Here is a 19,846-nt window from a genome sequence, read left to right as displayed (position 1 = left end):
GTTAACGGTCGATTGTCGCCCCATCGGCCACAACCCATGGGCATGGGCGCTGGACATAGGCGATATACAGAGGGTGTTTCGGGTGTCCTGCCTTGCTGAGTCCCAGATGGTGGAGGTCGATCCCGCGCGACCGCAGCATCTGTTCCACGGCTGTGCCGCGGTGACGGTGCGCCCCATGGGTTCCCCAGGCGGCGATGATCTGGTCCGCCCAATCGGCAGCCTTCAGGATGGCCTGATCATTGTCGGCTCCGATGGGGTCGGACGCGGCGCGCATGTTGCGCGGGTCGGTGTCCCGCCAGGCAAAGATATTGGTCGCACAAAAGCCGCCAAACCCCAGCGCCCGGGCCCGACGTTCGCAGCGTTCGATGGTCGGATCGTTTTGAACCTCGGTGGCTTTGGACGGGTTCAGCATGACAAAATTCACCCGCTGCCCGGCCGGATCCCACACCCGTGTCAGGCTGTAGCGATAGCGTTCGCAATCGGAATAGACGGCGGTCGACGGGGCGTCGCCTTTGGTATGGGAGCGGGTGATCATCGGGATGTTCTACGGGCAATCCGGTCTGTGGCCAACCCGGTTTGCCCGCCCGCCCCGATTGTCGGCTCCCCTGTTTGTCGGTTCAGTCGGGCAGGTTGAAGACGCGGCTGGGGTGCAGTTCACCGGATTTATACCGCCCCACAGCCACCGGACGTCCCTGATACGATGCCCAGGCTTCGTCTCCGTATTCGACATCTGTTGTCGGCAGGACCATGCCGGGATTGCCGTTGCGCAACCGGGTGGCCCCTTCGGGTTGGCATTTCAGTTCGGGCAGATCAGCCAAGCCTTCTTCGAGCGGACGCAGGTAGTTGTCCAGGTCCGGCGTGCGGGCCAATTCTTCGATCCGGTCCCAGGTCAGCCCGTCGGCGGCATCAAAGGGGCCCGACCAGATGCGGCGCAATTCGCGCACATGACCATGACAGCCCAGTGCCGCCCCCAGGTCCCGCGCGATAGAGCGGACATAACCGCCCTTGCCGCAGGTCATTTCCAGGGTGACGTGATCGGCGTCGGGGCGGTCGGTCATGACCAGTTCCTCGACCCACAGCGGCCGGGCGGCCAGTGTGATGTCTTCGCCATCGCGGGCCAGTTTATAGGCGCGCTGACCGTCGATCTTGACCGCGGAAAATTTCGGTGGAACCTGCATGACGTCGCCCAGGAAGGGCAGCAGGGCCTCTTTGATTGCCGCGTCGGACGGGCGGTCATTGGATTGCGCGATCACTTCGCCTTCGGCGTCATCGGTGTTGGTCGACTGTCCCAGCCGCACGGTAAAGGTATAGGCCTTGAGCGCGTCGGTAATATAAGGAACGGTTTTGGTCGCTTCGCCCAGAGCGACAGCCAGAACGCCGGTTGCATCCGGGTCCAGGGTGCCGGCGTGGCCGGCCTTGTTCGCGTTGAACGCCCAGCGCACCTTGTTCACCACGGTGGTCGATGTGACCCCGGCGGGTTTGTCCACCACGAGCCAGCCCGAAATATCGCGTCCCTTGCGTTTGCGTCCCATGATAGCCCCCAGTTCCAGACAAGGCGCGCCGGGTACCCCACCCGGACCGGTCTGTCAATTGCAGTGAAGACCCCTGACAGGGACGATGGCCCGATCGCCGCCCCGATCGCGGGCCGAGTGGTCAGTCGGCGACAACCACGCCGACAATGGGACCCATGGCAAATCCGGCATCATTGCGCCGCAGATCCGGTGCATAGAGCCGTGAGATATTTCCGTCGAAATACAGGGCGTTCGGCAGTTTCAGATAATCGCGGAACAGGCGGCCAAATTCGTGGAAGGTCACGGTATCGCGCGAAATCGCAAACACCGCGCGGGAGCCGTCCGCCGTGGTGCCGACCCCGTTCCGCAGATAGCGTGAGGTAGAATCCGGCAGGAACCGTGGATGCAGGTCGCCATCAATCACCAGCATCGGGCCGGATTGGGTGGCATAGGTACAATCCGGGGTCCGGGCCATATAATCCCGTGTTTCGATCACATCGGCGCGGGTGTCGCGAATGCAGAACACGCCGTTTGGCAGGAGGCCGAAATTGCCGGGCCCGGCATTTGGGATCACCCGCATGCGCTCCTGGCCGTTTTCGACATAGTGACCGACGGGTGAGCGGTCCGAATGGTACATCCCGGCATTCATGGCAAAGCCAAGGCGCGCGCCCTGGGGGCTCAGCTGTGCGTTGATGCGCCCGAACTGGCCCAGGATCTGACCGTCGTCATCGTGTAGAAACAGCCGCAGATCTTCGCGGGCCGTGTCGATGTCACAAACCGTATATCGGGTGTCGTCAAATGTGATGTTCCGGCACTCTGCCGCGGCCAGCGGCCCGGCGGCCAGCCCCAGCACCAGGCAGAGCAGCCGGAGAGTCAATCTTCGAGATCGCGGCGCACCGCGTCCTGTTCCAACATGCGACGGGTGTCGTCCATCCGGTCAAATGTTTCATCCAGCCGGAACCGCAGGTCAGGTGTGAACCGCAGATCCAGCTGCTTGCCGATCATGTGGCGCAATTCGCCCTTGTTGCGGGCGAGCAGTTTCAGCACGTCGTCCTTGCCCTGTCCGCCCAACGGCAGGACATAAGCGGTCGCGATCCCCAGGTCTCCGGTGACCTGAACCTCGCCCACCGTAATCGACATGCGATTGAGATCGGGGTCGTGCACCTCGCCGCGCATCAGAATCTCTGACAGGATTCTGCGAATCAATTCGCCCACACGCAGCTGTCGCTGCGATGGACCGGTACCAGTTTGGGATTTGTTCTTAGCCATAACTCACGATCTATGCCGAAACCGGGGCTTTGCCAAGCCGCGCGCGAGAGGATAGGAGAGGAAACGCGACAAATAAGGAGCCGCAAGATGACGCACAAGCCAGGGATCGTGATTACCGGAGCATCGGGCCGCATGGGACAGATGCTGATCAAAACGGTGATGGAGAGCGACAAGGCAACCCTGGTCGGGGCTGTCGAACGGCCCGGGCACGATTGGGTCGGCCGCGACGTGGGCGAGGCCATGGGCGGCGCGGCCATTGGCGTGATTGCGACCGATGATGCGCTCGAGGCGTTTTCGCAGGCGCAGGCGGTGATTGATTTCACAGCCCCCCAGGCAACGCTGGAATTTGCGGCGCTGGCGGCTCAGGCGCGCTGTGTGCATGTGATTGGCACCACCGGCATGAGTGACGCGGAAATCGCCGCGCTGGAACCGGCATCGCGCCACGCGGTGATCGTGCGGGCGGGCAACATGAGCCTGGGTGTGAACCTGTTGGTGCAGCTGACCAAAAAGGTCGCCGCCGCGCTGGACGAAGATTTCGACATCGAGGTGATCGAAGCCCACCACCACCACAAGGTGGACGCGCCATCCGGGACGGCGCTGATGCTGGGCGAGGCCGCTGCCGAAGGGCGCGGCGTGGCCCTGAACGATGTGTCGGATCGGGGTCGTGACGGCATCACAGGGGCCCGCAACCGCGGCGACATCGGGTTCACCGCGATTCGCGGTGGCGATATTGTTGGCGAACACGACGTTCTGTTCGCAGCTGCCGGAGAGCGCATCATCTTGCGCCACATGGCAACGGACCGTGCGATCTTTGCCCGCGGGGCGCTCAAGGCGGCGCTGTGGGGGCAGGACAAAACACCGGGTGCCTATGACATGGTGGATGTGCTGGGGCTCTGATGCCCGAGACCGAAAGCGGCCAGTGGCCGCTGCCTCCGGCGGGAGTTTTTCAGGCAAGATGAAAGGGAGCGGTGGCTCTGCGACTTCATCTCGCGGAAAAACTCCGGGGGTGAGGCCAAAGGCCGAGGGGGCAGAGCCCCCTGATCCCGTCGCTTGCGGGGTGTCTTAAAAATCTATGGCAATGCCCTTTTTTTCCCAATCGCCATACCGGGCCGGGTCCGAGCCGTCGCGGCCTCCCAGCTCCTTTGGAGGGGCGTCCTGTTTTGCGGCCGCCTTGCGACGGGCGTCGGCTTCGGCCAGGGCGCGCTGGGCGGCAGGGGGCAGGTCTGTGGTATCTGGTGTGGGCTGATCGCTCATCGCGGGTTCCTTTATCCTGATGTCATGATATACGCCCCCGTCGTACCGGCACAACCCAGCGCCAAGGAGCCAAAATGTCCCAATCTGTCCCACAGGCCGCCACACGGGCCGCCGCACAGGCTGCCACTCAGGCGCGGCGCAGCGCGATCCAGTTGCTTGATCAGATTCTGGGTGAGGGGCGGTTGCTGTCGGAATGTCTGAGCGCCGGCATGCTGGACAAGCTGCCACCCGAAGATCGGGCGCGCGCGCAACGGTTGGCTTTGGAAACCCTGCGCGGGATGGAGCGGGCGGATCGGTTGTTGGACAAGCACCTGCGCAAGAATCCACCATTGATGGTGCGCAATGCCTTGCGGTTGGGCACCGTGGAGCTGGCCCATGGAGCGGCCAGCCATGGGGTGGTGAATGCGATGGTCGAGATCATCGGCAAACATCGCCGCCATGGTCAGCTCAAAGGGTTGGTCAATGCGGTTTTGCGCAAGATGGCCGAGGAGGTCCCGGTCGAGTGGAACCGGTTGCGGGTGCCGCGTCTGCCGAAATGGCTGCGCGCGCCTTTGGTCCAGGCCTGGGGTGCGCCCGCGGTGGCGGGGATGGAATTGGCCCAGTTCACCGGCGCACCATTGGACATTTCGGGCAAACCTGGCGTGGATCTGGCGGCATTGGGTGGCCAGATGCTGGCCACCGGGTCTGTACGATTGGACAATGCCGGTCAGGTATCAGGGCTGCCGGGATATGATGCCGGTGATTGGTGGGTTCAGGATGCTGCCGCTGCGATCCCTGCGCGGGTTTTGAACGCGCAGCCCGGTGAGGCGGTGATTGATCTGTGTGCCGCACCGGGGGGCAAGACGTTGCAGGTGGCCGCCGCGGGGGCGGATGTCACGGCGTGTGATTTGTCCGAAGGCCGCATGGCACGGGTGCGGGAGAATCTGGAGCGGACCGGGTTGAGCGCGACCTTGATCGTTGGGGATGCGCTGGAACAGGCGGGTCAGTATGACGCCGTTTTGCTGGACGCGCCCTGTTCTGCAACCGGGACCATGCGCCGCCATCCGGATCTGCCCCATGCCAAGGACGGATCGGAATTTGGCGCGTTGATTGAATTGCAGGCGCAGATGCTGGCCCATGCCTGGGGGCTGGTGAAACCCGGCGGGCGTTTGGTCTATTGCACCTGTTCGCTGCTGCCCGACGAAGGCGAATGCCAGGTCGAAGAGGCGTTGGATATGTTCGAGGACATGTCGGTGAACCGCGAGGCGTTGCTCCTGCCCGGTGTGGATCCGGCGTGGGTAACCGAAGAAGGCGGATTGCGCTTGCGCCCTGATTTCTGGGCTGATTTGGGCGGAATGGACGGGTTTTACATCGCCTGCCTGCAGAAAGCCGCCTGAGCCTTCTGCAAGGTGGATAAGTCGGTGACACGTGATCCGGCACCCGCTATGCTGGCCGCAAACGCCAAAGAGCGTATGAGGCAACAGAGCATGTCCTACCCTGGAAAGATGGCCAGCCGACGTACCCGGCTGCTGAACAGTCTCTTTGCGCGATTGGCCCGGCGTCAGCGCGCAGCAAAGGGATTCGTGTCACAACCTGAACCGCGCACCGTGGGCAGTTTCGCCCGGGGCCGTCAGATGGTGGCGGGCAATTTGCTGTTCGCGGGTTTTCTGGTCGAATCCAAAGACACCGGGTTGTGGGATGTTCAGGCCCCGAATTTTGATTTTGACGCAGAACGCCATGGGTTTGCCTGGCTGGATGATCTGGCTGCGGTCGGAGATTTTTCGGCGCGCGAAAAGGCCCAGAAATGGGTCTGGGGCTGGATCGAGGCGCATGGCGACGGGCAGGGGCCGGGGTGGACCCCGGATTTGACCGGGCGCCGCGTGATCCGTTGGATCAACCACGCCGTGTTTCTGTTGCGTGGCGCGCAGGGGGACCAAAGCAACGCGTTGTTCCGGTCCTTGTCCCAGCAGACCTGGTTTCTGTCCAAACGCTGGAAGGGCGCATCGCCGGGATTGCCCCGGTTCGAGGCGCTGACCGGGTTGATCTATGCGGGATTGGCATTGGAAGGACGCGAGGATCTGGCCGACCCGGCAGTGCGGGCGCTGGCGCATGAATGCGAGGTCCAGATTGATGGCCAGGGTGGTCTCCCGACGCGCAACCCCGAAGAATTGCTGGAAGTGTTCACCCTACTCACCTGGGCGGCGGCAGCGCTGCACGAGGCCGGGCGCGGTGTGCCCCCTGCACATACGGCGGCGATTGAGCGGATTGCGCCGACCCTGCGGACCCTGCGCCATGCAGATGGTGGGTTGGCGCGGTTCCACGGTGGTGGTCGCGGGCTGGAAGGGCGGTTGGATCATGCGCTGGCAGCCAGCCATGTGGTGGACCGCCATGCCGACGGTTTGGCGATGGGATATGCGCGGATCTCGGCCAGGCGGACGTCGGTCATCGTGGATGCGTCGCGCCCTCCGAAATCCGCAGCCTCGCACAATGCCCATGCATCGACATTGGCGTTTGAACTGACGTCGGGACGCAGGCCGTTGATTGTCAATTGCGGTTCGGGTGAAACCTTTGGCGTGGAATGGCGCCGTGCCGGGCGGGCAACCCCGTCGCATTCGACATTGTGTCTGGACGGTCATTCCAGCGCCCGTCTGGCCGCACCGCAAAAGGGCACCGGGTACGAAGCCCTGATCGAAGGGCCCAAGGATGTTCCGTTCGAGCTGAACGAGATCAGCGACGGGTTCCGGTTCCAGGGCGGGCACGATGGCTATGCCCGCCAATTCGGGCTGACCCACGCGCGCACGCTGGAGCTGTCTTTTGACGGGCGGGGGGTGGCAGGCGAAGACATGTTGCTGGCGATGGATGATGCGTCCAAACGTCAATTCGACCAGACAATGGACGCGATGAAGTTGCAGGGAATCGGGTTTGATATCCGTCTGCATCTGCATCCGGACGTGGATGCGGCGCTGGATCTGGGCGGTGCTGCGGTGTCGATGGCGCTCAAAAGTGGGGAAATCTGGGTCTTTCGCCACGATGGGATTGCAGAATTGGGGCTGGAACCCTCTGTTTATCTGGAAAAAGGCCGTTTAAAGCCGCGCGCGACAAAACAGATCGTTCTATCCGGGCGCGCAATGGAGTATGCGACCCGCATCCGGTGGACGTTAAGCAAAGCGCAGGAGACTGCAATTGCGGTGCGTGACCTGAACCGGGACGAACCCGATTTTACCGAATAAGCCTTCACGAAGGACTGCCAAGATATGACCGACCTGCATCCCGTGCGCCGCGCGCTTCTTTCCGTTTCCGACAAAACCGGCCTGATCGAGCTGGGAAAGGCATTGGCCGACCGTGGGGTCGAGCTGTTGTCGACTGGCGGATCTGCCAAGGCGCTGCGCGATGCCGGGTTGATGGTTAAGGATGTGGCCGAAATCACCGGGTTCCCGGAAATGATGGACGGCCGGGTCAAGACCCTGCACCCGATGGTGCATGGGGGTCTGTTGGCGCTGCGCGACAAGGACAGTCACGTTCAGGCGATGACCGACCATGGGATCGGTGCCATCGATCTGTTGGTGGTGAACCTGTATCCGTTCGAGGAGACCGTCGCCAAGGGTGCCGATTATGACACCTGCATCGAAAACATCGACATTGGCGGCCCGGCGATGATTCGCGCGGCATCGAAAAACCATCTGTTTGTGAACGTGGTGGTGGATGTGCAGGATTATGACGCGCTGTTGGCGGAACTGGACGCCAATGAGGGTCAGACTTCATACGGGTTCCGCCAAAAGCTGGCCCAGACCGCCTATGCCCGCACAGCGGCCTATGATGCAGCTGTATCGACCTGGATGGCTGGTGCGCTGGCGCTGGAGGCCCCGCGTCGTCGGGCCGTTGCCGGTGAAGTGAAACAGACGCTGCGGTATGGCGAGAACAGCCACCAAAAAGCTGTGTTCTATACCGATGGGACGAACCGCCCCGGTGTGGCCACTGCGGTGCAGCTGCAGGGCAAGGAACTGTCCTATAACAACATCAACGACACCGACGCCGCCTATGAGCTGGTCGCGGAATTCGATCCGGCAGACACTGCGGCGGTGGCGATCATCAAACACGCCAACCCCTGTGGGGTGGCTCGCGGTGCGACATTGGTCGACGCCTACCAGAAAGCGTTTGATTGTGACCGCACCTCGGCCTTTGGCGGGATTGTGGCGCTGAACCAGCCGCTGGATGCAGACACCGCCGCCAAGATCGTCGAGATCTTTACCGAAGTGGTGATCGCTCCGGGGGCATCGGACGAGGCCAAAGCCATCTTTGCCGCCAAGAAGAACCTGCGTCTGCTGTTGACCGATGGTCTGCCCGACCCACGCAAGCCCATCGTGGCCTACAAGCAGGTTGCCGGTGGTATGCTGGTTCAGGACAAGGATGTCGGATACATCGGTATGGATGATCTGAAGGTGGTGACCGAGAAGGCCCCGACCGAAGAGCAAATGCAGGATCTGCTGTTTGCCTGGAAAGTTGCCAAACATGTCAAATCCAATGCCATCGTTTATGTCCGTGACAATGCAACCGTCGGTGTGGGGGCTGGCCAGATGAGCCGCCTGGACAGCGCCAATGTCGCCGCCTCCAAGGCGCAGCGCATGGCCAATGAATTGGGTCTGCCCGACAGTCTCGCCAAAGGATCTGCCGTGGCGTCGGATGCGTTTTTCCCATTTGCGGACGGGCTGCTGGAAGCCGCCGCCGCAGGTGCGACCTGTGTGATCCAACCGGGTGGGTCGATGCGTGACGACGAGGTGATCAAGGCGGCCAATGACGCAGGTCTGGCCATGGTGTTCACCGGTATGCGTCACTTCCGTCACTAAAGGATGATTGCGATGGGTGCACGTTTGATGTTCTGGGCCGGGTTTTGGGTCTTTTTGGCGGATCAGGCCAGCAAATATCTGGTGGTTCACTGGATGGAGCTGTCCCGCATTCGCAGCATCGACGTGCTGCCGCCGTTGCTGAATTTTCGCTATGGCGAAAACACCGGCATCAATTTCGGGCTCTTTGACGGAGGGTCCGATACCGCCCGCTGGCTGTTGATCGGGTTTTCGCTGGTCGTGTGTCTGGCGGTGGCCGTCTGGGTTCAGCGATCACACCCCCGGCGCCTGATGCAACTCAGCGCTGGTCTGTTGATCGGTGGCGCGCTGGGCAATGTGGTGGACCGGCTGCTGTATGGCTATGTTCTCGACTTTTTGAACATGTCGTGTTGTGGCATCGAAAACCCGTTTGTTTTCAATGTGGCCGACATTTTTGTCTTTGCCGGAGCGGCGGGTTTGGTCCTGTTCGAGGGGCGCAGCAAAAAGCCCGCGTGACCTCTGGTTTCAAATGGGTTAAAAGCCTCGCAAATAGGCAGGAGTTGGGGCCCATGCGGATCTCGCCATTTATCGTTGTACTGGTCGGTGCCATTGCCGTGTCGGGCTGTGCGCAAAAAGGATTGCGTGACCTGCGCCCGAATGGGCCGGGGCCGGATGAATTCATGGTGCTGCCCAACAAACCCCTGACGCCGCCAACCAATTACAGTGCCTTGCCAGCGCCGACGCCGGGTGGCGGAAATCTGGTCGATCCGACGCCAAAGGCAGATCTGGTTGCGGCCTTGGGTGGGCGCTCCAGCGCGCTTGACCCGAATGCGGCAATTCCGGGGTCTGATGGGGCGTTGGTCACGGCTGCGAGCCGGTACGGCGTTGAACCGGGTGTGCGCAGTTCGCTGGCGACCGAAGATGCGGCCTATCGCAAACGGGCCAGACGTACGGGGCGGATCAAGCTGTTCCCGGTCGACCGATATGCACAGGCCTATCGCAAAGAGTCGCTGAATCCGTTCAATGAGACCGAGAAATTCCGTCGCTCCGGGTTTGGGACACCGTCCGCTCCGCCAAGCGACCTGTAAATCCGCCAATATCCTCACAATTGCGATATGACTTCTTGTCTGTGGCCACGGCTGACGTAGGTTACAGGCATGTCGCAATTGGAGGACTATGCATGATCCGCAGGATCGTATGCGCCGCCGCCCTGTTCGGGTGGATCGGCACCGGGTCATCAGCCGCCCCGGATGAAGCGGTGACAACATTTACGTTGCAAAACGGAATGGATGTCGTGGTGGTCGAAGATCATCGCGCGCCGGTCGTGCAGCACATGGTCTGGTATCGCGCCGGATCGTCGGATGAACCCAAGGGACAATCCGGAGTGGCCCATTTTCTGGAACATCTGCTGTTCAAGGCCACGGACACATTGGAAGCCGGAGAATTGTCGGCAACCGTGGCCGCCAATGGCGGGCGGGACAATGCGTTTACCAGCTATGATTACACCGCTTATTATCAACGTATTGCCGCGGATCGTCTGGAATTGATGATGCGAATGGAAGCGGACCGGATGCGCAACATCCGTCTGACGGAAACCGATATCGTCACCGAACGTGATGTTATTCTCGAAGAGCGCAACCAGCGAACCGACAACAATCCCCGTGCGTTGTTTGGCGAACAATTGAATGCCGCGCAATATCTGAACCACCGCTATGGGGTGCCGATCATCGGGTGGCGTCACGAAATGGAAGAGCTGGATATGGACGACGCGCTGTCGTTCTATTCAACCTATTACGCGCCGAACAATGCAATTCTGGTGGTGACCGGAGATGTCTATCCTGATCAGGTGCGGGCCTTGGCCGAACAGTATTATGGCGTGATCCCTGCCAATCCGGAGCTGCCCGAGCGGTACCGGGCGCAGGAACCGCCCCAGACGGCCGAACGCCGTTTGATCTTTCGCGATGCCCGTGTGGCGCAGCCCTATGTGCATCGGTCCTATCTGGCCCCTGAACGCGACGCCGGTGACCAAGAAGAGGCCGCCGCCCTGTTTCTGCTGGCCAAACTTTTGGGCGGTGGGACCACGTCTTATTTGACCAACAAATTGCAGTTCGAAACCCAGACCGCCGTCTACAGCGGGGCCTTTTACAATGGCGTTGCCCTGGACGAAACCAGTTTTGGTTTGATTATTGTTCCTGCCGAAGGGGTGAGTCTGCAGCAGGCCGAAGACGCGCTGGACCAGGCCGTTGCCGGGTTTATTGCGGAGGGCGTGGATCAGGAGAAGCTGGAGCGGATCAAATTGCAATTGCGGGCTTCGGAAATCTATGCCCGGGACAATGTGGACGGGATCGGCAACCGCTATGGGCGGGCGCTGACCAGTGGACTTACGATCGAGGATGTTCAGCAGTGGCCGGATATCGTGCAGGCCGTTACGGGCGAGGAAATTATCGCAGCAGCCCGTGATCTGTTCCAACCGGAGCGGTCCGTCACCGGATGGTTGATGCGGGATGAGGAGAAGACCCAATGAAACATCTGCGTCTGATCTGGGCGACCGCGGTCGCTGTTGTCCTGGCCTTGCCAGTGCAGGCCGAAATCAAGATCCAGGAAGTCGTGTCGCCTGGCGGGATCACGGCCTGGCTGGTCGAAGAGCATTCGATTCCCTTTACCGCGCTGGAATTGCGGTTCCGCGGCGGGACGTCGCTGGATGCGCCGGGCAAACGCGGGGCGATCTATCTGATGTCCGGGCTGCTCGAGGAAGGGTCGGGGGACCTGAACGCCCAGGAGTATGCCCGTGCGGTGGAATCTCTTGCGGCGTCGTTCGCCCATGATGCCCGCAGCGATTCGATGTCGCTGTCTTCCCGGTTCCTGACCGAAAACCGCGATCAGGCCGTTGACCTGTTGCGCGATACCCTGATGAAGCCCCGGTTTGATCCAGACGCGTTGGAACGGGTGCGCGCGCAGGTGCTGTCCGGCCTGAAGTCGGACGCCAAAGACCCCGGAGCCATCGCCGGGCGCACCTTTGCCGAGGCCGCCTATGAGGATCATCCCTATGAAACCGATGGCAAGGGCACGACCGAGAGCGTGTCCGCGTTGACCCGTGACGACATGTTCGCCGCGCACCGGGCCGTGTTTGCCCGGGACCGGCTGTATGTGTCGGCTGTCGGTGACATTACGCCAGAAGAGTTGGGAGAGCTGTTGGACCGCCTGTTGGGCGATCTGCCGGACACCGGGGTCGCGTTCCCGGTCAAAGCCGAGGTTGCAATTCCTGGCGGTGTAACAGTGGTCGACTATGATACCCCGCAATCCACGGTGATGTTTGGCCATCAGGGTATTGACCGCGACGACGATGATTTCTTTGCCGTTTACGTGATGAACCAGATTTTGGGAGGCGGGTCGTTTGAATCCCGTCTGATGACCGAAGTCCGTGAAAAACGCGGGCTGACCTATGGGGTCTATTCCTATCTGGTGCCCAAGGATCTGGCATCCTTGTACATGGGCAGCGTGGCGTCTTCGAATGACAAGGTCGCCGAGGCGATCAAGGTGATCCATGATGAATGGACACATATGGCGACCGAAGGGGTGACACCCAAGGAGCTGGAAGACGCCAAGACCTATCTGACCGGTGCCTATCCGTTGCGATTCGATGGCAATGGCCAGATTGCAGGGATCATGGTCGGGATGCAGATACAGGGATTGCCGATCGACTATATCGCGACTCGCAATGACCGGATCAATGCCGTCTCGTTGGAGGATATCAAACGGGTTGCGCGCGAATGGTTGAAACCCGACGGTCTGCATTTTGTCGTGGTGGGAAGACCCGACGGGTTGGAGACCACCACCAATTAAAACAGAAAAGACCGCCCTTTTGGGCGGTCTTTTTCGAATGACAGATACGCCGGTTGGTGGGGTTCAGATCAGATAGGCCCCAGATCAGGCGGGCCCCAAATCAGGTAAGCCTGAGTCAGCTGCACCCCAGCTGCACCAGAGTCGGCTGACAAACGGTGAGAGTCGGCTGACAAAAGGTTATGTGATCTGTTTGGGGGGCTGGTCTGATTTTGAGGTACTGGCAGGGGCATCAGGGTTCGAACCCGAGACCTACGGTTTTGGAGACCGTCGCTCTACCAACTGAGCTATACCCCTGCAGTGGGCCCTCTCCTAAGACAGCGCGCAGGCAGAAACAAGAGGGAATTGCATATTCGGGGGGCAAGAATGCACACTCTGTGCTCGGGGCTTGTGCAGCTTTGCCTTTGCGATATGACAGAGGCCGTCAATCAGAGGAACAGGCTGGTGAGTTTGAGGAAAAGGATCGCGGATAGCGCGTGGTTCAACAACAGCATTCAGGCGTTGATCACGTCCTATGTGCGATTCGCTTACCGCACCTCGACATGGGAGCGCAGCGGATTCGACGCGATGGATGACTGTGTGCGAAATGGCGAGCCGGTGATCTTTGTGCTGTGGCATCAGCGGCTGATCATGGCCCCCTTTCTCTTCGATACATCCCTGGGCCGAATCTGCGCCTTGACCTCTGCTGCGCGGGCCGGGCGTCTGGCGGGGCAGATCCTGGTGCGGTTGGGGTTTGAAACGATACCGATGTCCAGCCACAAACGGCACGTCGCCCTGTCGCGTGAGGTGTTGCGGCTGGTCAAGGAGGGGAGCTCGATCGGGATTGCAGCGGATGGGCCGCGAGGTCCGGCGCGGGTGTCGTCAACCGTACCGCTGGTCTGGGCGCGCATGACCGGGTGCCGGGTGTTCACGGTGGCCTTTGCCGAACATCGGGTGTTCCGTCTGCCGACCTGGGACAGGCAGATGTTGCCCAAACCCTGGTCGCGTGGCGTGCTGATATGTCAGGAATGGACGGATCCGGTGCCGCGCAAACCCAGCGAAGACCAGATGGAACAGCTGCGGCTCAGCCTGGAGGCGTCGCTGGATGAGATCACGGACAAGGCGGACATCGCGGCGGGATTTCCCGTGGACACGATCGAAAAGGCCCCCAGAAAACAGTAAATACGGTGCGCCTGTCCCTGGCTGTCAAACGTGCGTTGACTGATCCTGCATGTGTGTCGCAGGCTTGAGCCTTGGAACCTCTGTATGATGGTGTGCTGGGCGGTGCAGCCGGGTCCGGTTCAACAGGCAAGAGCTGTGTTACAATAAACTTCCGTGAAATACGTCAGCGACTGCCTGCGCTATCTTAGCCCCGCGCGGTGAACCTGTTAGCGATTTAAGGGACATGCACAGAAAGCACCTGTATGACTTCTGCCTTTCGGTCGCCACCGCATCTGGCAACACTTATTCTGATGACAGCGCTGGCCGTATTGTCGCTCAACCTGTTCCTCCCGTCCTTGCCAGAGATGGCATTGGAATTTGGCGTGGAGTATTCGGTGATGAATCTGGCGGTGTCCGGGTTCATGTTGGTGTCTGCCGTCTTGCAACTGGTTCTGGGACCGTTGTCGGACCGATATGGGCGCAGGCCGATTCTGTTGGGGGCGCTGGCCGTTTTCACGCTGGCCTCGCTGGGATGTGTGTGGGCCGAGGATATTCGGGTGTTTCTGGCCTTTCGGCTGTTGCAGGGCGGGATTATTTCCGGGGCAGTTCTGTCCCGCGCAGTGATCCGGGACATGGCCCCTGAACAGGAAGCGGTGCGTCTGATCGGTCTGGTGGCGATGGTCATGGCGGTGGCCCCGATGCTGGGGCCCGCGTTGGGCGGCGCGCTGGACGTGGCGTTCGGTTGGCGGTCGGGATTTGTTGTGCTGGCAGGTGCCGGAGCGGCCATGTTCTGTCTGTGCTGGGTTGATCTGGGTGAAACGAATTCCAAACCGATTGGCACCTTTGCCGCACAGTTTTCGGCGTATCCGACGCTGATCGCGTCCCCTGTTTTCTGGTCCTATGCGCTGTGTCTGACGTTCTCGGTTGGGGCGTTTTATGCATTCCTGGGGGGCGGACCGTTGGTGGCCGCAGAGATTTTTGGGTTGTCCCCGGTGGCTGTGGGCGTCGGCATGGGGTCGATCACGGGTGGTTTCATGTTCGGCAGTTTCCTGTCGGGTCGGTTGAACCGTCGCTGGGGTCCGACGGGATTGATGATTGCGGGGCGGGTCGTTGCCTGTAGCGCGATGGCGGCGGGTCTGTTTTGGTATCTGTTGGTGGGGCCGTCTGCGTTGGGATTTTTTGTGCCGGTTGTCGGGGTCGGGATCGGCAACGGTTTGACGCTGCCCGCGGCGACGGCCGGGGTCATGTCGGTGAATCCGCGGCTGGCCGGGAGCGCGTCGGGATTGAGCGGAGCGCTGATGGTGGCAGGCGGAGCGGCCTTTGCCGGGATGGCGGCCGCCCTCTTGCCTCCGGGTGGGTCGGTTTTGGTGTTGTTTGTTCTGATGCTGTTGGTGTCACTGGGCGGGTTGCTGGCCGCATGTGCGGTGATGCGTTTGCGCCCCGGTGTCGGCGATATGATCGACTGTGCGCCAAAGCGGTCTTGAAAATGCCGGTCGGCCCGGTTATGTGCCCTGTTGTCGACATACCCAAAGAAACGAGAGCCACATGGCCACCACCAATCCAGTTCAGTTCGTTCAGCAAGTCCGCGCCGAGGTCTCCAAGGTCGTTTGGCCGACTCGTCGTGAGGTGCTATTGACCACGGTCATGGTGTTCCTGATGGCGGCGTTGACGGCGATTTTCTTTGCCTTGGTCGATGTGCTGATCAAAGCTGGCCTGACGGGTGTTCTGAGCTATTTCGGATAATTCCGGGATCGTGCGTTTGCGACGGACGGTTGATCCTATGCCCCCCTTGATTTGGTCGGCAATGCCGGTTAGGTGACTGGCTGACTCTGGATGGGCGTGCGGCGATTCGTGTTGCGCGCCGCTTTTTGTTCCGGGTCGCAGCGGAACACCGCAACGAAATGACTTACGCAAATGACGCCGAGATTGATGCGCGTCGGGCAATACAAGGACGGCAGGTTCATGGCGAAACGATGGTATTCGGTCAGCGTTCTCTCGAATTTCGAGAAGAAGATCGCAGAGCAGATCCGCACCTCGGTTGCCGAACAGGGTCTCGAGGATGAGATCGACGAAGTTCTGGTGCCGACCGAAGAAGTGATCGAAGTGCGCCGCGGCAAGAAGGTCACCACCGAGCGCCGGTTCATGCCGGGGTATGTTTTGGTGCACATGGAAATGTCCGACCAGGGCTATCACCTGATCAACTCGATCAACCGCGTCACCGGGTTTCTGGGTCCCCAGGGCCGCCCGATGCCGATGCGTGATGCCGAGGTGAACCAGATCCTGAACCGTGTTCAGGAAGGTGAAGACGCACCGCGGACGCTCATCAGCTTTGAGATTGGTGAACGCGTCAAGGTCAACGACGGTCCGTTCGAAGATTTCGACGGCATGGTCGAAGAGGTCGACGACGACAACCAGAAGCTCAAGGTGACGGTGTCGATCTTTGGCCGGGAAACCCCGGTCGAACTGGATTTCACTCAGGTCAACAAACAGATCTGAGCGAACGGTGCGTGCCAGCACGCACCCTACGGCGTGAAGACGTCGTTTCATTGTGGGAGGCAAGCGTATCGCGATACGTGACCCAGACCACACAACATGAACCCCGAGGGACGCGTCCCAGGGGTGTTGCAAAGGAGAAGGCCAATGGCCAAGAAGCTCGTAGGGAGCCTGAAGCTTCAGGTTCCTGCCGGTAAGGCAAACCCGTCCCCGCCAGTGGGTCCTGCGCTGGGTCAGCGCGGCATCAACATCATGGAATTCTGCAAGGCGTTCAACGCCAAGACCGCAGACATGGAAGTTGGCGCACCTTGCCCGACCGTGATTTCCTATTACCAGGACAAATCCTTCACCATGGAAATCAAGACGCCGCCTGCGTCTTATTACCTGAAGAAGGCTGCCAAGCTGAAGTCGGGTGCCAACAACCCTGGTCGTGAGACCGCCGGCACCGTGACCGTTGCTCAGGTCAAGGAAATCGCAGAAGCGAAAATGACCGACCTGAACGCCAATGACGTTGAAGCGGCGATGCAGATCATTCTGGGTTCGGCCCGCTCCATGGGCATCGAGGTGAAGTAAGATGGCAAAGCTCGGAAAACGTACCCGCGCAGCACGCGAAGCCTTTGCAGGCAAAGAGAACGTGACTGTTGAAGAAGCCGTCGCGCTGATCAAAGCCAGCGCAGTTGCCAAATTCGACGAAACCGTCGAAGTGGCTCTGAACCTGGGCGTTGACACCCGTCACGCAGACCAGATGGTCCGCGGTGTTGTTGGCCTGCCCAACGGCACAGGCAAATCCATGCGCGTTGCTGTGTTTGCACGTGGCCCCAAGGCAGACGAAGCCAAGGAAGCCGGCGCAGATGTCATCGGCGCAGAAGACCTGATGGAAGCCATCCAGGGCGGCAACATCGATTTCGATCGTTGCATTGCAACCCCGGACATGATGCCCATCGTTGGTCGTCTGGGCAAAATCCTGGGCCCGCGCAACCTGATGCCGAACCCCAAGGTTGGCACCGTGACCATGGACGTCAAAGCAGCTGTGGAAGCGGCCAAAGGCGGCGAAGTCCAGTTCAAGGCCGAAAAAGGTGGTGTTGTTCACGCCGGTGTTGGCAAAGCGTCGTTCGACGAAGCCAAGCTGATCGAGAACATCCGCGCATTCATTTCGGCTGTGGCCCGTGCCAAGCCGTCGGGCGCCAAAGGCACCTACATGAAGAAAATCGCGCTGAGCTCGACCATGGGTCCGGGCATCACGGTTGATGTTGCAAACGCAACCGGCGAATAAGCCGGAGCGCAGGGTTTGACTGCGACCTGGCATGTCGGCGCAATCCTGAACGAGCCTTTGGCCGAAACGCTTCGGTTTGCGGCTTGGTATCTGGATGCTGGTGCCACAGGTCTGACCCTGTTGTTTGATAATCCCCAGGACCCCGCCATCGGGGTCCTGGGTGACCACCCCCAAATAACCTGTATCCCCTGCACACCAGAATTCTGGCAGGCGCGGGGTGTGACACAGGACACACGTTTCACCAAACGACAGAATGTTGGGCTGACCTGGATCTATCGGCAGCAAGGCTGTGACTGGCTTTTGAATGTCGATGCGGATGAATTCATGTATTTGCCCGACAGCGATATTGCCGCCTGCCTGAGTGATCTTCCGGCTGAGGTGGATGTGTTTCGGGTTGGGACAGCCGAGATCGTTGACGCGCCGGATCATGTGGGCCGGGTCTATCGGCTTCCGATGGAGCGGGACGTGGCCAAGCGGGTGTATCAAGGGAGTGCCGGATATTTTGGGCCCAGGCGCAAGGGGCTGATCGGTCATTCACAGGGCAAATCATTCGTGCGCAGCGGTTTGGACGGGGTGACGTTGCGCCAGCATTGGGCCCAGCGTCCGGGCGGTTTGACCGAACGGATCGTGGCGGCGCAGGCCAACCTGGCGCTGTTGCATCATATCGGGCTGGATTACGATGTTTGGCGGGCCAAGCTGGATTGGCGCATTCAGTCACGCGGGTTCACCGTACCATTGTCTGCAAAGATCACCGAAGTCATGCAGGAGCCGGAAGCCGAGGATCGGCTGAGAGCCTTGCATGCTGATCTGCACGGGATGGATCAGTCGCGTCTCGAGCGATTGCGTGCCGAAGGGGTCTGTCTGGAATTGCCGGTAGACCCGGATGCGGTTGCACGACGGATTTTTGGTACGGATGTGTTTTCCGGGTAAATTACCCCTTGGAAGTCCCCTGTTTTCGCACTAGGAAAGTCTTCGAAGTGAAGCGTGCGATTCGTCGTGCGCTTTATTTCGTTTCGTCCAAGATGGTGGGTGACCCTGTATAGGGTCTTAATTTCCCTCCTGAGACGGGAACGACCAATATGACGAGGGATCCTTTTGGACGCCTCGGGCGATTTTTGGCTCACCCCGTAAAACGGACCTGAACGCCGGGTTAACGCCCGGCAAAATTGAGCCGGGATGATTATCATCCCAAACTTGGAGAGAACTGTGGATAGAGCCCAGAAAGAGAAATTGGTCGAGGAACTCGGCCAGATCTTCGAAAGCTCTGGCGTCGTGGTGGTTGCACACTACGTCGGTCTGACAGTTGCCGAGATGCAAGATCTGCGCGCGCGTGCACGCGAAGCGGGTGGATCTGTGCGTGTTGCCAAAAACAGGCTCGCCAAAATCGCCCTCGAGGGAAAGTCATGTGCAAGCATTTCTGACCTGCTGACAGGGATGACCGTTCTGACCTATTCCGAGGATCCTGTGGCTGCGGCCAAGGTTGCCGAGGGCTTCGCCAAGGATAACAAGAAGTTTGAAATCCTTGGTGGTGCTATGGGCGAGAACGCTCTGGACCGCGCTGGCGTTGCAGCCGTGTCGAAAATGCCGTCTCGCGAGGAGCTTATTGCTACCATCGCCGGCATGCTTGGCGCACCTGCAAGCAACATCGCGGGCGCGATTGGCGCACCTGCAAGCAACATCGCAAGCATCCTTTCGACCATCGAAGAGAAGGCGGAAGCTGCGTAAGCGGTTGGTACTGAATGACTGGCGTGGGGCATGTGCCCGGACGTTGGAACACATATACTGAAAACGGAAAGAGCTGATACAATGGCTGATCTGAAAGCACTCGCAGAAAGCATCGTGGGTCTGACCCTGCTGGAAGCACAAGAACTGAAAACCATCCTGAAGGATGAGTATGGCATCGAGCCCGCAGCTGGCGGCGCAGTTGTCATGGCGGCCGCCGAAGGTGGCGCAGCTGCAGAAGAAGAAAAAACCGAATTCGACGTCGTTCTGAAGAACGCCGGCGCTTCGAAAATCAACGTGATCAAAGAAGTTCGCGCAATCACCGGTCTGGGCCTGAAAGAAGCCAAAGAACTGGTCGAAGCTGGCGGCAAGATCAAAGAAGCAGTTTCCAAAGACGAAGCTGAAGAAGTCAAAGGCAAGCTGGAAGCAGCTGGCGCCGAAGTCGAAGTCGCCTAAGCGCCTTCGAGGGAAACGTCCGGATCATCTTGAAATGATCCGGTTCGTACCCAGATATTCAGGCTGGATCCGGGAAAACCGGGTCCAGC

At 60.3% G+C, this 19,846-nt stretch carries 22 protein-coding genes and 1 tRNA gene; 17 read left to right on the top strand and 6 right to left on the bottom strand.

Going from position 1 to position 19,846, the window contains the following annotated elements; genetic code table 11:
• Position 1 precedes the first annotated feature (1 nt).
• The 4 genes from K3727_21195 to rbfA form a co-directional block, all read right to left on the bottom strand.
• On the bottom strand, positions 2 to 535 hold the full coding sequence (locus tag K3727_21195) for a DUF1643 domain-containing protein (protein UWQ91216.1): 534 nt from the start codon (positions 533 to 535) through the stop codon (positions 2 to 4).
• An 82-nt stretch (positions 536 to 617) separates the two neighbouring features.
• A complete protein-coding gene (gene truB / locus K3727_21190) occupies positions 618 to 1,532 on the bottom strand; it encodes a tRNA pseudouridine(55) synthase TruB (GenBank protein UWQ91215.1) in 915 nt (304 codons plus the stop codon).
• A 121-nt stretch (positions 1,533 to 1,653) separates the two neighbouring features.
• The gene (locus tag K3727_21185) at positions 1,654 to 2,388 is read right to left on the bottom strand and encodes a phosphodiester glycosidase family protein (protein UWQ91214.1); all 735 of its coding nucleotides are present in this window, start codon (positions 2,386 to 2,388) and stop codon (positions 1,654 to 1,656) included.
• Positions 2,385 to 2,780 (bottom strand): 30S ribosome-binding factor RbfA, encoded by a 396-nt coding sequence (gene rbfA, locus K3727_21180; protein UWQ91213.1) that lies wholly within the window; start codon positions 2,778 to 2,780, stop codon positions 2,385 to 2,387. The genes K3727_21185 and rbfA overlap by 4 nt, the downstream gene beginning before the upstream one ends.
• Positions 2,781 to 2,867: 87 nt before the next feature.
• On the opposite strand from rbfA, the gene dapB reads away from it, so the two are divergent.
• A complete protein-coding gene (dapB, locus tag K3727_21175; GenBank protein UWQ91212.1) occupies positions 2,868 to 3,677 on the top strand; it encodes a 4-hydroxy-tetrahydrodipicolinate reductase in 810 nt (269 codons plus the stop codon).
• Positions 3,678 to 3,842: 165 nt separating this feature from the next.
• On the opposite strand, the gene K3727_21170 is transcribed toward dapB, so the two are convergent.
• Complete coding sequence (locus K3727_21170; protein UWQ91211.1) at positions 3,843 to 4,034, bottom strand: DUF1674 domain-containing protein; 192 nt, start codon at positions 4,032 to 4,034, stop codon at positions 3,843 to 3,845.
• 74 nt (positions 4,035 to 4,108) lie between these two features.
• On the opposite strand from K3727_21170, the gene K3727_21165 reads away from it, so the two are divergent.
• From K3727_21165 to K3727_21135, 7 genes are all read left to right on the top strand, one after another.
• Positions 4,109 to 5,410 carry a methyltransferase domain-containing protein gene (locus tag K3727_21165; protein UWQ91210.1) on the top strand — a complete coding sequence of 434 codons (1,302 nt, stop codon included), beginning with the start codon at positions 4,109 to 4,111 and terminating at the stop codon, positions 5,408 to 5,410.
• Between the two features lie 90 nt (positions 5,411 to 5,500).
• On the top strand, positions 5,501 to 7,243 hold the full coding sequence (locus K3727_21160) for a heparinase II/III family protein (protein ID UWQ91209.1): 1,743 nt from the start codon (positions 5,501 to 5,503) through the stop codon (positions 7,241 to 7,243).
• A 24-nt stretch (positions 7,244 to 7,267) separates the two neighbouring features.
• Positions 7,268 to 8,857, top strand: a complete 1,590-nt coding sequence (gene purH, locus K3727_21155; protein UWQ91208.1) for a bifunctional phosphoribosylaminoimidazolecarboxamide formyltransferase/IMP cyclohydrolase — start codon at positions 7,268 to 7,270, stop codon at positions 8,855 to 8,857.
• 12 nt (positions 8,858 to 8,869) lie between these two features.
• A complete protein-coding gene (lspA, locus tag K3727_21150) occupies positions 8,870 to 9,349 on the top strand; it encodes a signal peptidase II (protein ID UWQ91207.1) in 480 nt (159 codons plus the stop codon).
• 53 nt (positions 9,350 to 9,402) lie between these two features.
• Positions 9,403 to 9,921 carry a DUF3035 domain-containing protein gene (locus K3727_21145; protein UWQ91206.1) on the top strand — a complete coding sequence of 173 codons (519 nt, stop codon included), beginning with the start codon at positions 9,403 to 9,405 and terminating at the stop codon, positions 9,919 to 9,921.
• A 92-nt stretch (positions 9,922 to 10,013) separates the two neighbouring features.
• The gene (locus tag K3727_21140) at positions 10,014 to 11,357 is read left to right on the top strand and encodes an insulinase family protein (GenBank protein ID UWQ91205.1); all 1,344 of its coding nucleotides are present in this window, start codon (positions 10,014 to 10,016) and stop codon (positions 11,355 to 11,357) included.
• Positions 11,354 to 12,676 carry an insulinase family protein gene (locus K3727_21135; GenBank protein UWQ91204.1) on the top strand — a complete coding sequence of 441 codons (1,323 nt, stop codon included), beginning with the start codon at positions 11,354 to 11,356 and terminating at the stop codon, positions 12,674 to 12,676. The genes K3727_21140 and K3727_21135 overlap by 4 nt, the downstream gene beginning before the upstream one ends.
• A gap of 218 nt (positions 12,677 to 12,894) precedes the next feature.
• On the opposite strand, the gene K3727_21130 is transcribed toward K3727_21135, so the two are convergent.
• Positions 12,895 to 12,970: transfer RNA gene (locus K3727_21130), tRNA-Trp, on the bottom strand.
• 147 nt (positions 12,971 to 13,117) lie between these two features.
• Between K3727_21130 and K3727_21125 the strand changes: the two genes are divergently transcribed.
• The 9 genes from K3727_21125 (at position 13,118) to rplL (ending at position 19,757) form a co-directional block, all read left to right on the top strand.
• Entirely contained in the window at positions 13,118 to 13,834 is a 717-nt protein-coding gene (locus K3727_21125) for a DUF374 domain-containing protein (protein ID UWQ91203.1), read from the top strand.
• Between the two features lie 242 nt (positions 13,835 to 14,076).
• Positions 14,077 to 15,297, top strand: coding sequence for a multidrug effflux MFS transporter (locus K3727_21120; GenBank protein ID UWQ91202.1), 1,221 nt, complete (start codon positions 14,077 to 14,079; stop codon positions 15,295 to 15,297).
• A gap of 61 nt (positions 15,298 to 15,358) precedes the next feature.
• The gene (gene secE, locus K3727_21115; protein ID UWQ91201.1) at positions 15,359 to 15,556 is read left to right on the top strand and encodes a preprotein translocase subunit SecE; all 198 of its coding nucleotides are present in this window, start codon (positions 15,359 to 15,361) and stop codon (positions 15,554 to 15,556) included.
• A gap of 219 nt (positions 15,557 to 15,775) precedes the next feature.
• Positions 15,776 to 16,309: a transcription termination/antitermination protein NusG gene (gene nusG, locus K3727_21110; protein ID UWQ91200.1), complete on the top strand. Its 534-nt coding sequence runs from the start codon at positions 15,776 to 15,778 to the stop codon at positions 16,307 to 16,309.
• A gap of 144 nt (positions 16,310 to 16,453) precedes the next feature.
• Complete coding sequence (gene rplK / locus K3727_21105) at positions 16,454 to 16,879, top strand: 50S ribosomal protein L11 (GenBank protein UWQ91199.1); 426 nt, start codon at positions 16,454 to 16,456, stop codon at positions 16,877 to 16,879.
• A gap of 1 nt (position 16,880) precedes the next feature.
• Positions 16,881 to 17,579: a 50S ribosomal protein L1 gene (rplA, locus tag K3727_21100; GenBank protein ID UWQ91198.1), complete on the top strand. Its 699-nt coding sequence runs from the start codon at positions 16,881 to 16,883 to the stop codon at positions 17,577 to 17,579.
• Positions 17,580 to 17,594: 15 nt separating this feature from the next.
• Positions 17,595 to 18,509, top strand: coding sequence for a glycosyltransferase family 2 protein (locus K3727_21095; GenBank protein ID UWQ91197.1), 915 nt, complete (start codon positions 17,595 to 17,597; stop codon positions 18,507 to 18,509).
• A gap of 276 nt (positions 18,510 to 18,785) precedes the next feature.
• The gene (gene rplJ, locus K3727_21090; protein ID UWQ93481.1) at positions 18,786 to 19,304 is read left to right on the top strand and encodes a 50S ribosomal protein L10; all 519 of its coding nucleotides are present in this window, start codon (positions 18,786 to 18,788) and stop codon (positions 19,302 to 19,304) included.
• A gap of 81 nt (positions 19,305 to 19,385) precedes the next feature.
• Positions 19,386 to 19,757, top strand: a complete 372-nt coding sequence (rplL, locus tag K3727_21085; protein UWQ91196.1) for a 50S ribosomal protein L7/L12 — start codon at positions 19,386 to 19,388, stop codon at positions 19,755 to 19,757.
• Positions 19,758 to 19,846 lie beyond the last annotated feature (89 nt).

Source organism: Rhodobacteraceae bacterium M382 (genome assembly GCA_025141015.1).
Classification (GTDB): Bacteria; Pseudomonadota; Alphaproteobacteria; order Rhodobacterales; family Rhodobacteraceae; genus Aliisedimentitalea; species Aliisedimentitalea scapharcae.
The sequence above is the reverse complement of the archived record's forward strand: the minus strand, read 5'-3'. Positions and strand labels throughout refer to the sequence as shown.